Raw genomic sequence first — 15734 nt, forward strand, 5'->3', positions numbered from 1 at the left:
GTATCGTTGTCTTCTGTTACAGATTCTCGACTGTTTCCGTAACCGGCTCAATCTGGGATGTTTTAACACGATAAATAACATCCTCAAGTGAGATGAATTTTTTCTCCTGTATAAATTTTAAATATTTAGGCGTAAGCCTCATGGTAATCCGGGGTTCAAGCGCTTTATTAACTCTTTCGCTTATTGTCTTGCAGGCATCTGCCGGATCATGAGCCATACTTTTGCTCAAAACACAAAGAAGTGTTCCGACAGTCTGCACCAGTCCGTTCATATTCATATCATGTCCTGCATCTACAGCCTGAAGCGAACTGACACTCCACTTCTTCTTTTCAGAGTATATCCCATATTCACAGTCAACCTCAACAAGCTTCTGCGTTTTAAGATCGCGAAGCCATGCGGTATTACCTCTTACAAATATGTCCTGCACCTGGAAAAGCGTACCGTTATATGGGAAGGATATATTTTCACAGCCTGTCATAGTAATGTCTGCCTGAATTCTGGCAACTTCATCTTCTCTTTCAGATGCTTCCCAGCTTCCTTCTCCTTCAGGTCCATTGACAAATTCTCCCCACTCCTCGGTTTCCCTTAGAGGTTCAACAGGGTCTCTTAGTGATATCCTTTTCCTCATTCTGCCTTCGATACGTTGTTTTCCATGATGATAAATAGCACGCCCTCCCATCACAGGCATTGCCACCGTAAATCTGTCACCGGCACCTTCTTCAAAAGGTCCGCACAACGGATGGATACTTCTCTTTCTTCCAAAGTAGTCAGAATCCAGAATTATTTCCGTACCATCCTTGTTTTCAAATCTCTGCTCAGGTTCAAAGGCTTCTCCGAGGACCTTTGATGAAATCATACGGGTCATGCTTCTTGGCAGGTACTCATACAGATTTGTGTGAAGTCTGAAATGTCCTTCCTCTTCCGAAACAATGATCCTAACGGTATGATTTTTTTCTATATATGAAAAAAGCTCTGTATCGCAAGGCTGAGCACCGTTAAAATATGCATTTCCCCCTGTATAAACAGGCAGATGCGCATAATACTTATCATTAAAACCGGGGCCATACTTATCTTCCGACTTTGGCATAAGAGAAGCAAAGTACTGCTCCCTTGTAGGATAGCCGTCATACGGCTTTGTCCCGCATATAAAATTATAGAGAGTCAGTGATTCCATACCCGTGGAATTTGCGTAATCTCTAAGGTCCTGCCTTATTTCTTTTTGCACAAAGATGTTGTTATAAAATCTCGCATCTCCATGGAGAATAGTCATAAACCCTGCAATTTTAGTAGAATGCGGCTCATGATAAGGCGTATACCTGCAGCTCTGGAACTTCAGTCCGCCATTATCCGTTCCCTCTCCGACAAATGAAAAAGATCCGCCAACGAGATTATGCACCAGAGCAATCCCCTGTGTGCTGAGTCTGCATGCTATATCAGATAATAAGATATTGTGATCTATCAGTGTGGGACCATGAGATACTTCCACAAAAATATCTTCGCCAAGGGCAAGTCCGTCTTTTATCTTGCACCCTTCAGGAGGCGTATTATCGTGGAAGAAATTCTGTGTAACTCTGGTTCCCTGTGCCTGCCAGTCAAGCCACAGGCCCCTTGTGCAATGGTGTATATGATTCCTTCTTATTACCGTATCTATTGCAGCATGGAGTTTTATACCTCCGATCTCGGCACCTTCGAGATTATGCTTATTATTGATCCTGTAAATATGATTATCCTCAATGGTGCTGAATATTCCTCCAAGATGCCCAACTATTCCTGTCTGGCCGCAATCATGTATCTCGCATCTTCTGATGATATGCGAGCCGATATTTTCTTTATTCCATCCTTCATTGACCGCCCGACATACAGCATCACGCTGAGTCTGTGTTCCATCCTTTATGTAATGCTTTGTCCATTTGTTTTCATTACCCGGCTGTAAATATTTGCCAAGAGAAATGCCACTGCATTTTGATTCCGAAATCTCACAGTCTTCAATTATCCATCCCTTGGACCAATGAGGCCCGATAAGCCCATCCTGATAAGCCGTAGGCGGTGCCCATTGAGTAGCAGCCTGTCTAAGTGCAAATCCGGAAACTGTAATATAATTTATGCCATCTTCAAGAGGCATAAAACAGTTTCTGCGCACACTTATTTCAACATTTTCTTCATTTGGATTCTTACCGTGGAAATTGGCAAATATTACAGTGTCGTTCATTTCCTGCGCAGAAAACCATGTATAAATGCTATATTCCGGTTCCCATGACTCGGCTCTTGCTACCGGATTCTCCACTTCTTCAAGTGAACCGGCTTCGTACATTGATCTGCCGTTTAAATAAACATCACCAGTATGATTAGTCTTGCTTCCAAAATACCAGTCGCCCTCTACAGGCGTAATAAACGGATTATAATCGCCAAAGGTATTGTTAGGGATATTAACTTTCCAAACATCACCTTTAAACTGCTCCCATTCCCTGATTTCTTCAGCACCTGTGATAACCGCTCCCTGAGGCTCGGTTGTACAGTAAACAATAGGCTTATCTTTTGTTCCACCGTTAACAGGGTGGACAAATTCTCTATATATGCCCGGAGCAACTATTACAATATCACCCGGCTGCGCTATATCTGCAGCCTCCTGAATAAAGCGGAACGGATGATTTCTCGTCCCGTCGCCACTTCGAACTACGCTCTGCGAAACATAAATCTGCATGGCTTTACCCCCCCATAAAAAAATATTTATTCCTTTTAGTATAGCACAATTAAGGAAATTCTCTCATAATTTACCCTAATTTCATATTAAAGAATAAAAATATAAAAAAACTATTAAATTCAAATTACGTTGCCATAAACACAGGGCAATCGTGCTAAAATTATGATTATCGTATTCTTACGAAATCGTTTACTCAGCAGGGAGGCTTCGTGTGTCAGAGTTTTTTTACTATGCAGAAGCAAATATTGCTTGCACATTCATTTTGGGGCTGATTCTCGTTAAAATAAATCATGGTATTGACCGTCAGGCCTCTACCATTTTGATACGACGTATGATTTACATAATGATTGGTTACTTTTTATCCGATTCAGTATGGATTCTTTTTCAGTCCGGCTTTATTCCATCGAATCATATCATAATGTACATAGTTACAATCATTCCCTATGGTTGTATTGTCGGATGCAGTTATTTCTGGTTTCTGTATTGTGAACTGATACAACAGAACAAAAAAATCCTGACATCCTCAGGTATGATAAAACGGTCTATTCCCATGGCAATAGCAATTATACTTATTTTTGCCGGCGCTTTCAGCGGAATTGTATTCAAGTTTTCAGATAATGGAACTATAGAATACGGTCCTTTATATGGACTTTTTTTACTTGTACCTGTAGGTTATCTGATTTATTCCTCGATAAAGGGCTTTTGGAGGGCTTATACACAGGACAGATACCTTGACCACAGTTTATATTTTGTAATCGGTATCTTCCCTATTTTGCCACTGACATGCGGTATTCTTCAGGTTATGTTTTTAACGTTCCCCATAATGTGTTATGGTGCTACGCTTTCGGTTTTACTTGTATATCTGACCTCTATGGAGAATCTTATTTCTATGGACTCTCTCACACAGGTTAACAACCGCCATCAAATGCAGCGCTATCTAATGAAAAAAATGAAGTCACCGACTCCCGGATTATCTCTTTATCTTATGATAATCGATGTTGATCATTTCAAAGAAATCAATGACTCTTATGGTCATATCGAAGGTGATAAAGCACTTATAAGAGTTGCCACAGCAATGAAAGAGGCTTGTCAGGCTCACAGAAATCGTTTCTTTGTTTCCAGATTCGGAGGCGATGAATTTATAATAATAGCCGAAACCGAATACAAAGGTGAAGTAAACTGGCTTTCTGACAAAATAAGGTCCAATGTAAAGCATTTAAACGAGAAAGCCGGAGCTCCTTACAGTTTATCTGTATGTGTCGGAATTGCAGAATATGATTATTCATCTCCTGTTCCGATTCCCTCTCTTATTGCAAGAGCTGATACCGACCTTTATCATATGAAGCATTCGAGGGCTTAACAGATAATTAAGAACATGAAAAGAGGGCTTCGCCCAGATGAACAATCATCCGGAGCGAAAGCCCCATTATTTTGTTTTTTATAATCTTTTTATTAGAGAGCTGCGTTCTCATCAATTATATCTTACAACAGCTCTACTTCCCTTATGACGGCGGATTTTGTAATTGCAGCCCTTGTTTATTGATTCTTTAATATAAGTGTCCCTTACATCCTTATAGCTATGTTTTCCATCCTTCTCATAATGAGATATCAGCATTGAGAATTCATTATCTTCATATTCAATGTAAAGTACATCATCGTCTTCCATTTTTACAAGAACCAATGTTGTAACTCCGTCAGCTTCAATCTCAGTATATTCGTAGTCCTCTTCCTGCAGGAATATCTTCATATCTTCAACAGGTCCAAGCATAGCATTTGTTGCCTGTTCCATCGCAATATCATCAGGGCTCTTATCCTCAGAAATGTCAGTTGCCGAAACATCTTTTTCAATATCCTCATTGTCTTCGTTCAAAAGTATCTCTTCTTCAGGAATTATCAATTCAGGTATTCCAAGATCAAGTTCAGGCATTTCGATTCCGGCTTCTTCCTGCTCTTCCTCTTCCTGAGCATCCTCAACAGGAATAATTGTTTCTTCTATAATCGGTAAATCTTCTGTAACCGGATTATCCTCTGTTGCAGGTGCTATCTCAGAAATTGGTATTTCTTCTACTGCAGGTTCTGCCTCTGGTATCGGGATTTCCTCTGCTACAGGCGCTGCCTCCGGTATCGGGATTTCCTCTGCCGCAGGTGCTGCCTCCGGTATCGGGATTTCCTCTGCTACAGGCGTTGCCTCCGGTATCGGGATTTCCTCTGCTACAGGCGTTGCCTCCGGTATCGGGATTTCCTCTGCTACAGGCGTTGCCTCCGGTATCGGGATTTCCTCTGCTACAGGCGCTGCCTCCGGTATCGGGATTTCCTCTGCTACAGGCGCTGCCTCAGGGATTGGTACTTCCTCTACTACAGGTGCAGGTTCAGGTATCGGGATTTCCTCTACCACCGGTGCTGCCTCTGGTATCGGAATTTCCTCTACAGCAGGTTCTACTTCAGGTATAGGCACTTCCTCTACTACAGGAGCTGCCTCTGGTATCGAGATTTCCTCTGCTACAGGCGCTGCCTCAGGGATTGGTACTTCCTCTACTACAGGTGCAGGTTCAGGTATCGGGATTTCCTCTACCACCGGTGCTGCCTCTGGTGTAGGTTCAGGTATTGGGATTTCCTCTACAGCAGGTTCTACTTCAGGTATAGGCACTTCCTCTACTACAGGTGCAGGTTCAGGTATCGGGATTACCTCTGCCGCAGGTGCTTCCTCTGGTATTGGGATTTCCTCTGCTCCAGGTGTTGCTTCAGGAATCGGGATTTCCTCTACCACCGGTGCTGCCTCTGGTGTAGGTTCAGGTATTGGGATTTCCTCTACAGCAGGTTCTACTTCAGGTATAGGCACTTCCTCTACTACAGGTGCAGGTTCAGGTATCGGGATTTCCTCTGCTACAGGTGCTGCCTCCGGTATCGGGATTTCCTCTACCACCGGTGCTGCCTCTGGTGTAGGTTCAGGTATCGGGATTTCCTCTGCTACAGGTGCTGCCTCCGATATCGGGATTTCCTCTGCTACAGGTGCTGCCTCCGGTATCGGGATTTCCTCTGCTACAGGTGCTGCTTCAGGAATCGGGATTTCCTCTGCTACAGGTGCTGCCTCCGGTATCGGGATTTCCTCTACAGCAGGTGCTACTTCAGGAATCTGTACTGCCTCTACTGCAGGTGCCGCCTCAGGGATCGGTATTTCTTCTACTGCAGCCGCTACTTCAGGTACAGGTTCAGGGATCGGGATTTCCTCTGCTGCAGGTGCTGCCTCAGAGATTGGCACTTCCTCTACTGCTGGTGCTGCCTCAGGAGCAGGTTCAGGTATCGGAATTTCCTCTACCGCAGGTGCTACTTCGGGTACAGGTTCAGGTATAGGGATTTCCTCTACTGCAGGCGCTGCTTCAGCTGCAGATGCTGAAACTGCGTTTCCATCAGGATTTGCTTCATAGGCAGCTACCGCTTCTGCAAATGCAATTTTTTCCAAGTTTTTATCAACATCCGTCGCTGTCTTAGCATCAGCCATAGCAGCAATCATATCTTCAACAGAGGGTGATGTAGTATCAGCATTTGGTGCTGCAATATCATTATTCTGTGCTACATCCTGAACATTCGCATTTTCCATAAGAAATCTCCTTTAAGAAAAAAGTGGTCCACAAATATACTCGTCGACCACATCAAAGCACATTTTTCAAGCCCCATTAGCAACTGCTTTAAGAGCGTCAAATTCAGATTCAAATACTCCACCCATTTTTTCAAGCTCATCCCAATTATACCAGGAGCCTGACAACTGAATTCCGTTAACAGAAACATCCGTCACCACAACCATAAATGGTTTGTGATTAATTACGATATAGGCAGTTCTGTTCAAACCCAGCGGGGTAACAAATACATGCCCCGTATCAATCAGATAATTTATCTGATCCAATGTTAGATTTTTGGTTAACGGCACTGTTCTAATCATCAGAAAACTCCCGACAAATGTTGACAAGCTAAAATTTCTCTACATTTATTCTATGATTCAACTGTTTTATTATCAATTAAATGAAAATAAAAAAATGCTAAACTGATTTATCAATTCATAATATTATTTCGAACGATAAACCAGTTTAGCATTTTCATCATCTATCACTTAACCGAGTAATCTCTCTCACCGAATATTCCGGTTCCGACCCTGACAAAAGTTGCACCTTCTTCTATGGCAACCTCATAGTCACCTGTCATGCCCATCGAAAGAGTATCCAACTGTGTCCCCGGAATATTCTCATTTTTCAGATTTTCAAGAAGTTCACGAAGCCCTTTAAAATACACTCTGTTGGACTCAGGATTATCTGTATACGGCGCAATAGTCATCAATCCTCTTACTCTCACATGTGGAAAAGACGCTATTGTTCTTACAAAATCAGGTGTTTCCTCTGGAGTAAGTCCGAATTTGGTATCTTCACCTGCCATGTTTACTTCACAAAGAACATCCATTACAAGATTATTCTTAGCTGCCTGCTTCTCGATCTCTTCTGCCAGGCTGAGCTTGTCTACAGAATGAATCATGTCAACTTTACCCGGAAGATATTTGACTTTGTTTGTCTGGAGATGCCCTATCATGTGCCAATGGAGAGGTTCCTTTATCTCTTCGGTTTTATCCCTGATCTCCTGAACCTTATTTTCACCATATACTGTAATACCGCACTCCATGGCTTTTCTTATGTCGGATACAGGCTTGGTCTTACTTACAGCTATTAGTGTCACGCTGTTTCTGTCGCGTCCGGACCTTTCACAAGCTGCTTGTATATTTTCTTCTACCAGTTGTAAATTTTCTCTAATTGACATCGCTGTTCCTTTCTGTAAATCGATCCTTGATTATCATATTTAGACATTTAAAAATTCAAATGGATCATCATCATGCAAAAAATGCTGAAGATGATAAGCTGCGAGGATTGCCACATGCTCCTCTTTAAGGATTCTTCTTACCTCATCCCTGTCAGCTATAACCACCTGAATCTCTTCACTTTCTTCCTGATACTTATCAGAAATTTTTCCATCAGCATACCCAAAGACCATTGCAACTGATTCATCTGACATTCCTACTGTCGAAAACCTAGGGAGCTCATACAAATCATCTACATCAAGCGGGTGAAAATTAAGTCCTGTTTCCTCGTGGAGTTCTCTTTCTGCTGCCTCTTTATAGTTCTCTCCGGGTTCACAAAGTCCCGCAGGAAACTCATAAATATAAGTGTTTATTGGATAACGATACTGTCTTACCAAAACAACCTTATCTCTCTTCTCTCCGTACAAAGCATAGATTGAAACTCCGTCAGCCACATTTTTTCCTGTGGTAATCATCAAATCTTCCTTAGTTTTAGCTCTGGATGCCACATAATAATTTGAATGATGCCCTTTATCATTCTCTCCCTCAACATGAAAAAGATTAACAAATCTATTTTCCGTTAGTTGTTCAAGTAATTTTATTGTTGCCATTTTTCCTCTTTCCTACATCAGATCATTTTGTTTCGTTTTGAGGTCTTCTTTATAAACCAAAAAATCCTCTTATAAAAATCTCAATTCCTATACCTATCAGGATTATTGGCCATATTCCGGATACCATTGAAAGCTATTCTAACATATTTCATTAACAACTCCAAACCTATGGATGTATAATAATTTCTATGAATACTAAAAATAATACACTTAGAAATAAAAAAATAATTGATACCTCTGTAATTGGCATCCTGGTCAATATCGTCCTCGTAATATTAAAATCTGTTTTTGGTATGATGGCCGGTTCACTTGCCATGCTCCTCGATGCTCTTAACAATCTTACGGATGTCACAAGCTCAGTTGTAACTATCATTGGCTTAAAGCTATCCGAAAAGCGACCGGATGAGGGGCATCCTATGGGTCATGGAAGAATCGAATACATAAGTGCTGCTATTGTTGCAATTATCATTATCTATGCCGGTGCTTCCGCAGGAATAGAATCCATAGAAAAAATTATAAATCCTTTAAAGACCACCTACACGTTCTACACAATAGCAATGGTTATAGTTTCGATAATTACAAAATTTTTACTTGGAAGCTTTGTAAAAAAACGCGGAGAAGCTTTTAGTTCTCCTGCTCTTGTTGCCTCCGGTCAGGATGCCATAAACGATTGCATTGTTTCAATAACAGTACTTATCTCAGCACTTTTATCCATAATTGCGAATATTCAGATTGATGCATTTATCGGTCTTTTTATTTCATTTTGGATCATCAAGGCAGGCTTAGAGCTACTCATTGATGATATGAACGACATCCTTGGTAAAAGAGCTGACAGGAGCCTGGCAGAAGATATAAAATCATTTGTTCATGGTTATGAGGAAGTTCTTGATGTTCACGATCTTGTTCTACATAATTATGGGCCGGATCGTTTTATCGGTTCTGTTGTTATAGATGTCGACAGTAATATGACTGCAAACAGCATCTATACTATTAGTCATAAGATAAAAGACGATGTCCTTGATAAATTCAATGTAATTCTAAGTGCCATAGGCATTTGCGTTATAAGCAGTGAAAGCAAGGATATGCGGGAAGAAATCGTCAGACGCCTGGAACATATCGACGGAATTCTGCAGGTGCATGGAATACACATTGATAATGAGAACCGCATTATAGATTTGGATATAATAATCAGTTTTGACACTCCCTATCCTGATGCTACCCTTGATCATGCCCGCATGCATCTAACAGAAAGCTATCCGGATTATTCCATAGATATTCATTCCGACAGGGATATATAAAAAATTAAGCATCCATCAAATCCGATGGATGCTCCTTTTTTCAGGCAATTAATCCCTGTATCAATATGATCAATATTAAAACCGGAAGCACAAATCTGAAATAGTATTTGAATATTACAGGCATTTTTCTTCCGCTTCCCGTATTTGTTTCTTCAAGATATTTATCAAATCCCCATCCGAATTTCGCAGTGCAGAAAAATGTAATAATCAGTGAGCCAAGCGGCAGCAGGATATTACTTACTATAAAATCCTCCGAATCAAGAACATCTCTTGCTCCTATAATATGCAGATTGCTCCACACGTTATATCCGAGAACGCACGGCAGACTTGCTATCAGGATGAATATACAGTTTGCGATAATGGCCTTGCCTCTTTTCAATCCGAAATTGTCACTGGTAAAGGCCACAAGGTTTTCAAAAACAGCCGTAACTGTTGAAAAGCTTGCAAAAGTCATGAATACAAAAAATAATGATCCCCAGATTCTTCCCATTTTCATGTTCATAAATACTTTCGGCAGAGTTATGAATATCAGTGAAGGTCCCTGACTTGTTTCTACATTATAGCTAAAACATGCCGGGAATATAATTAGTCCTGAAATAATTGCTACAAATGTATCAAGTGCACAGATTCTTATAGCTTCTCCCGTAAGTGTGTGCTCCTTTGACATGTAACTTCCGAATATCTCTATTGCACCAATTCCAAGACTCAGTGTAAAGAATGCCTGATTCATGGCAGCGCTTATTACTTTGCCTAATCCGACCTCCATCGCTCTGTTCCAGTCAGGAAGAAGATAGAATTTAACACCTTCCGCAGCACCTTGTAAAGTAAGTGAGTGAATTGCCAGAACTATGATCAGCCCAAGCAGTCCTATCATCATTACCTTGTTTACTCTTTCTAGGCCCTCCACTACGCCGAGACTTAGAACAACAAAACCGAAAACAACGGTCAAAACCATAAATATTCCCATTTCCTCGGGATCTGACAGCATTTCGCCAAAAACACCCTCAACGTCCTCAACGCCTATATCCCTGAACTTACCGGAAGCAAATTTGTAAAAATAATCAACCATCCACCCCGATACTGTGGTGTAATACATCATAAGAAGATAACATCCAAGCATACAAAGCCATCCATGGATGTGCCATTTATGCCCCGGCTTTTCCAATTTATGATAGCCTTGTACAATCGACCTGTTACTTGCACGTCCGATTGCAAGTTCCATAGTCATTACAGGTATTCCCATGATTATCAGAAAAATCAGATAGAAGAGAACAAATACAGCTCCTCCGTTAGCACCGGTAACATATGGAAACTTCCATACATTTCCGATACCAATTGCGCAGCCTGCACTCACCAAAATAAATCCCAATCTGGAACCAAAGCTCCCCCGCTCTTCAGCCATAATAATTCTCCTCAACAAACTCATTTTTTTAATCTGACTTAATGAATAATGTATTAAAATACATTTATATTCTATCACATTTTCCATATATGCCTATTATTAACTTAATTATGTTTTCCATGTATAATTAATCCGATTAATTTTTCTAAAAACTTATCAGTGAAAAGGAACGCCATGAATACTTTCAAAGACTGGGAAGAAAATGAGATACTCTTATCCGAAAATGATATGACTCACAGACAGCAAAATGATGAGTACATGTTTTATCAATATGTGGCAAGCGGAAATACGGAAGCTGTACAGGACAACATTGATCAACACAGATTCCTTGATTCAAACGGAACCGGTACACTATCAAGAGACCCTCTGCAGAATCTGAAGTATCATTTTGTTGTAAGTGTTGCACTTATTACCAGAATATGTACTGAAAAAGGCATGGAGATGGAGCGTGCTTTCAGATTAAGTGATTTTTACATTCAAAAACTGGATGACATAAAAACGATAGATGCTCTCTCCGATCTTCATTCAAAAATGGTTATGGATTATACGGTACGAATGAAGGATCTTCGCCAAAATGCCGGTCTTTCACGAACAGCCAACGAATGCTTAAATTACATATATGCTCATGTTAACGATCGCATAACAATTGATGATCTGGCAGAACATTTAAAGACTTCAACAAGCCACATTTCAAGGATGTTTAAAGAAGAGCTTGGCATTTCCCCGAGTGATTACATAAGAAACATAAAACTTGATAAAGCTAAGAACCTGCTTCGTTTTAGTGATTACTCCATAATTGAAATATCAAATTATCTGTCTTTTTCATCTCAGAGTCATTTCAGCAAGCTCTTTTTTGAAGAAACAGGAATGACACCTAAAAAATACAGAGAGACTTACTACGGAACAACCTGGAAATAAAAATGTTTTTTCTATATAAAAAAAGCCGACAGAGATATCAACAGATATCTCCGTCAGCTTTTTCATTTTTAAGAATTTATGAGGGAAATCATGAATTTATGCATCTTTTCGAACGAAAGTAACGTCCTGTAATCCTGCCTTCTTAAAGAGTTTAACAGCCTTTTTGAAAGCTTTTTCACTCTTTGCATAGATAACAACCTTAAAGTTCTTATCGAATTTGCAGTTATTGAATGCATTCTTTTTTACTTTCTTAAGCTTGTTACACTTCACAACTATTTTCTTCAAATTTGTGCATCCTGCAAATGCTTCTTCATCAATAGTTGTAATATTTTTTCCAAGAGTAACTTTCTTTACATTTGTGTTATCCTTGAACGCAGACTTATCAACCGTAGTAATCTTAACCTTTGTTCCATCAACTACTGCACTTGAGGGAACAGAGTGGCTCGTCTTTGTTGAATCGGGATTAGCCTTATAGCTGGCTTTCTTCTTGCCTGTTACCTGGTAAATATTATTCTTGGTAACCTTTACTTCACCTTTCTCTGCCTTGCCATTATTATTCATTTTTGACTCAGCCTTTACAGGTTCTGCTTTTTCATTTTCAACTTTAGCAGACTCTTTGGTTTCGTCAGTATTTTTATTCATTTCTTCAGGCTTTGTTTCAGGCTTAACTTCAGGTGTTACTTCAGGCTTTACCTCAGGTTTTGTCTCAGGCTTCACCTCAGGTTTAACTTCAGGGTCTGCCTCTTTTGATACTTCAGACTTCTGTTCAGGAGTTACCTCAGGAGTTACCTCAGGTGTCACTTCGGGCTTGGGCTCAGGTTTAACTTCAGGCTTTGGTTCGGGAGTTACTTCAGGTTTGGGCTCAGGTGTTACTTCCGGAGTTTCGCCCGGCTTCTCTGAAGGATTCTCAGAAGGTTCTTCCTGTTTATTACCGATTAATTTATCAAATTCTTCCTTACTAAGTTCAATTACCTGAATGTCATCAATATAAACATCATGCTTCTGAGTAATTCTTGTGCCGCCAACTGATCCCATTGTTATATTGAATCTGGTCTTTGTATCTGTAGGATTTGTCATCTGGAATGCATGTGAAAATTCCTTCCACTCATTTCCGATCTCAACTTCACCTGTTCCACTATAGTTTGCCCAAGTACCTTCAAATTGCTGGAGGCAATATTTTATCTTTCTGTCGATGCTGGACTTTGCCTTAAACGCAATATAGTAATATTTGCCTTCTTCAATTGTCAGACCATCCTGATTAAGCTGTACATACCAATCATTGCCTGCATCATCAGCCATTGTATCGTCAATTGTGATAGCAAATGTATTATCATTGCCATTCATATTGTCAACTACATAGGATGCCTTAACAGTATCATAAATGTACGGAGTAAACCCTGCAGTTCCCGCATCAAATGAACCGTTTTTAAGGATTGCTTTTTCTGTCAAAAATACATCATCAAGATAATAGGTACCGGGTTTTGTAAATGAAAACTCAATATTTGATTCTTCTCTTGTGAGGTTATTTTCAAGTGTTACAACCTTGCTAAAGCTTGTCTTCTCAGTTGTAAGAGAAGGTGTAAATTCATCACCGACAACCTTTACTGTCATTCCGTCTGCTTCTCCGCCCTCATGATATGCATTAAAGCTAAGTTCATACTGACCTTTTACAAGGGGTGCAAGTTCAGACTGTGAAATTGTTACAGGATTAGCCTCTGAAGCTCCTTCCGGAACCTCAACCTTAACCATAAGCTCTCTCTTGTTCTTTACATTCGTTACAGAAATGCTATCAGCATCTTCTTCATCAAATTCCCAATAACCAAGTCTCTTATCACCCTGATCAAAGGAACCGTTGTATACATAGTTTCCGTCAGGACGGATTTCTTTTTCAGTGACATTTGAAGCCTCTTCGCCTGACTTATGAATTAGTCTGACATTCTTTATGGTAACAGGAGCTGTTGATCCCTGCTTACCAAGATTGAACTCAAGAGAACCGTTTGCATCCGTCTTTTTATCCATCGTGAAATCAAGGGTATAAGACTGCATCTTAGTTCCAAGCTTAACAGTAGTATCCTGCATATATCTTTCCCAACCGTGATCGGGACCTTCGATATCAACAATGATCGACCTTTCCTCTGTAGCACATGCATCAAATGAAAGCTCATACTCCCAGCCTTTATACATAGGAATATTCGTCTGCTTAAGCTGTACACTGTGATTTACACTTCCTACTGCAGAAGGAGTAAGTGTTATCTGGTTATTGCTTACATTTGAAGAAGACTCCTTTGAATCAGATTCAAGATGGAGAACCCAGTTATCCTTGGATTCATCCGATCCCTCAGCTGCAATATCTGCTGCAAAATCACCGTTAACTACATAATTTCCTTTATCATCTGCTTCTCTGTACTGTACAGCGGGCTTCTCTGGGCGCTGCGCAGTTGCTTCACCTTCCGTGTAAGCACCTTCATCCTTCTGATATACTCTTACATAATCAACTTCAAATTCCTTACCGTTAATATCACTGTTATTGTCAGGATATCCTACCCAGCTGCCGCCTACCGCAAGGTTCAGAATGATGTAGAAGTTCTGATCAAACGGTGCAGGATATGTCTTCTGATTATCGTCATCGGTACCTGTATACCAATCCCTGGTTTCAAAAACCTTCTCATCATCAACATACCAGGTAATCAGACCGGGTTCCCAATCAGCTCTGAAAACATGATAATCATCTGAAAAGCTACCATCATTAAGTACCTTTGAGTCTTGATTTTCTCTGTGTCCGCTGGAAGAATCGTAGCCATAATGGATTGTGTGATAGGACTTTGTTGTATCCTGTCCCATAACTTCCATAATGTCAATTTCTCCACACTTCGGCCACTGTCCATAAAGTCCTTCATCAGTAGCCATAAGCCAAAAAGCAGGAAGGAATCCTTTTCCTTCAGGTACTTTTGCTCTTGCTTCAAAACGACCGTATGTAAAATCGTATTTATTCTGAGTTGTAATTCTTCCGGAAGTTATCTCCCCTTTTCCGGTAGCCGGTGTTGTGTTCTTACCACTTCCGTTTATTACATATTTTCCTCCGCCATACCATTTATAGCCTGCTGCCGGATCAAGTACGCTTACTTCTGTTGCTCTGTTCATATCAGATGTAGCATCCATTGAAAACTGATAGGTATGACCTGCAATCAAATTGATATCACCGGTAAGAAGCTGTATAGCATAATTAACAGAACCGGAATTATCAATTTTAATTTTGTATACTCCATCTGCACTATCTAATGATGCTTTACCATCTTCATTCGTACCAAAGTTCCATTCAGCCGGGTCTTTAACGTTCCCGTCAGATACTCCACCCTTAAGGATATCAACACCTTCAGTCGTATCAACAAATGCAAGATTTGATAAAACAACCTCTGCATTTGCCTTAGCTGACTCTTCATCTACATCCCCGATCAATCCAAAGTTAACCTGTATTTGAGCAGTTGATGTATCACCACCCGCAGTAAACTCAGTTGTTATATGCTGAGGTTCTGCTTCATTATTATTCTCAGTAGTTTCTTCTGATGTTTCCTCATAGCCTGTATATTTAGGGATGATATGAAGTGATCCACCCTCTACCTTAATGTTGCCTTCATCAAGTGCAGTGTATCTCTGAAGCTCAGCATTAACCCAACCCGGCTCGTGCTGTTCCACATTCCAATAATCCGTGTTTAATGAATTACCATCGAATTCATCGTGCCATACCAGATTATATCCTTCATCAGAATTGGTGGTTTGTGTCACACCTTCAGTTCCTTCGCTCTCCTCTGCGTGAACTGAAAATGGAACACTTGTTACTGTTAAGGTTGCTGCCATTGCCGCTGCAAGCATCCTTCCCCATTGTTTTTTGATCATGTCCTTCTCCTTCCAAAAATCTAATCGGTAAGAATATCCTATTGATTTTTAGAAAAAGGTTATATCAAATTTA

General features: G+C 40.4%; 10 protein-coding genes. 3 read left to right on the forward strand and 7 right to left on the reverse strand.

What is annotated here, in order from left to right:
- Positions 1-16 precede the first annotated feature (16 nt).
- Positions 17-2701 (reverse strand): right-handed parallel beta-helix repeat-containing protein, encoded by a 2685-nt coding sequence (locus tag BV60_RS0111270; protein ID WP_081846656.1) that lies wholly within the window; start codon positions 2699-2701, stop codon positions 17-19.
- Between the two features lie 211 nt (positions 2702-2912).
- Between BV60_RS0111270 and BV60_RS21995 the strand changes: the two genes are divergently transcribed.
- A complete protein-coding gene (locus BV60_RS21995; protein WP_051656679.1) occupies positions 2913-4061 on the forward strand; it encodes a GGDEF domain-containing protein in 1149 nt (382 codons plus the stop codon).
- Between the two features lie 111 nt (positions 4062-4172).
- Here the strand turns inward: BV60_RS21995 and BV60_RS22000 are convergent, their stop codons facing one another.
- From BV60_RS22000 to BV60_RS0111295, 4 genes are all read right to left on the reverse strand, one after another.
- Positions 4173-6299 carry a hypothetical protein gene (locus BV60_RS22000; RefSeq protein ID WP_051656680.1) on the reverse strand — a complete coding sequence of 709 codons (2127 nt, stop codon included), beginning with the start codon at positions 6297-6299 and terminating at the stop codon, positions 4173-4175.
- A 66-nt stretch (positions 6300-6365) separates the two neighbouring features.
- A complete protein-coding gene (locus BV60_RS0111285; RefSeq protein ID WP_029321846.1) occupies positions 6366-6638 on the reverse strand; it encodes a hypothetical protein in 273 nt (90 codons plus the stop codon).
- A gap of 164 nt (positions 6639-6802) precedes the next feature.
- Entirely contained in the window at positions 6803-7501 is a 699-nt protein-coding gene (locus BV60_RS0111290) for a YggS family pyridoxal phosphate-dependent enzyme (protein ID WP_029321848.1), read from the reverse strand.
- Positions 7502-7540: 39 nt separating this feature from the next.
- Positions 7541-8149, reverse strand: a complete 609-nt coding sequence (locus BV60_RS0111295) for an NUDIX hydrolase (protein ID WP_029321850.1) — start codon at positions 8147-8149, stop codon at positions 7541-7543.
- A gap of 188 nt (positions 8150-8337) precedes the next feature.
- On the opposite strand from BV60_RS0111295, the gene BV60_RS0111300 reads away from it, so the two are divergent.
- Entirely contained in the window at positions 8338-9447 is a 1110-nt protein-coding gene (locus BV60_RS0111300; RefSeq protein WP_029321852.1) for a cation diffusion facilitator family transporter, read from the forward strand.
- 40 nt (positions 9448-9487) lie between these two features.
- On the opposite strand, the gene BV60_RS0111305 is transcribed toward BV60_RS0111300, so the two are convergent.
- Positions 9488-10849, reverse strand: coding sequence for a sodium-dependent transporter (locus BV60_RS0111305; protein ID WP_029321853.1), 1362 nt, complete (start codon positions 10847-10849; stop codon positions 9488-9490).
- Between the two features lie 174 nt (positions 10850-11023).
- Between BV60_RS0111305 and BV60_RS0111310 the strand changes: the two genes are divergently transcribed.
- Positions 11024-11767, forward strand: coding sequence for a helix-turn-helix transcriptional regulator (locus BV60_RS0111310; protein WP_029321856.1), 744 nt, complete (start codon positions 11024-11026; stop codon positions 11765-11767).
- Positions 11768-11863: 96 nt separating this feature from the next.
- On the opposite strand, the gene BV60_RS22005 is transcribed toward BV60_RS0111310, so the two are convergent.
- Positions 11864-15661 (reverse strand): carbohydrate binding domain-containing protein, encoded by a 3798-nt coding sequence (locus BV60_RS22005; protein ID WP_051656681.1) that lies wholly within the window; start codon positions 15659-15661, stop codon positions 11864-11866.
- Between the last annotated feature and the right edge of the window lie 73 nt (positions 15662-15734).

Source organism: Butyrivibrio sp. AE3004 (assembly GCF_000703165.1).
Taxonomy (GTDB): Bacteria; Bacillota; Clostridia; order Lachnospirales; family Lachnospiraceae; genus Butyrivibrio.

What these genes read in the sequence shown, in the direction of transcription:
- BV60_RS0111270 (WP_081846656.1), bottom strand. Translation starts at nt 2,701, where the DNA reads ATGCAGATTTATGTTTCGCAGAGCGTAGTTCGAAGTGGCGACGGGACG.
- BV60_RS0111285 (WP_029321846.1), bottom strand. Translation starts at nt 6,638, where the DNA reads ATGATTAGAACAGTGCCGTTAACCAAAAATCTAACATTGGATCAGATA.
- BV60_RS0111290 (WP_029321848.1), bottom strand. Translation starts at nt 7,501, where the DNA reads ATGTCAATTAGAGAAAATTTACAACTGGTAGAAGAAAATATACAAGCA.
- BV60_RS22005 (WP_051656681.1), bottom strand. Translation starts at nt 15,661, where the DNA reads ATGATCAAAAAACAATGGGGAAGGATGCTTGCAGCGGCAATGGCAGCA.
- BV60_RS0111295 (WP_029321850.1), bottom strand. Translation starts at nt 8,149, where the DNA reads ATGGCAACAATAAAATTACTTGAACAACTAACGGAAAATAGATTTGTT.
- BV60_RS0111305 (WP_029321853.1), bottom strand. Translation starts at nt 10,849, where the DNA reads ATGGCTGAAGAGCGGGGGAGCTTTGGTTCCAGATTGGGATTTATTTTG.
- BV60_RS0111310 (WP_029321856.1), top strand. Translation starts at nt 11,024, where the DNA reads ATGAATACTTTCAAAGACTGGGAAGAAAATGAGATACTCTTATCCGAA.
- BV60_RS22000 (WP_051656680.1), bottom strand. Translation starts at nt 6,299, where the DNA reads ATGGAAAATGCGAATGTTCAGGATGTAGCACAGAATAATGATATTGCA.
- BV60_RS0111300 (WP_029321852.1), top strand. Translation starts at nt 8,338, where the DNA reads ATGAATACTAAAAATAATACACTTAGAAATAAAAAAATAATTGATACC.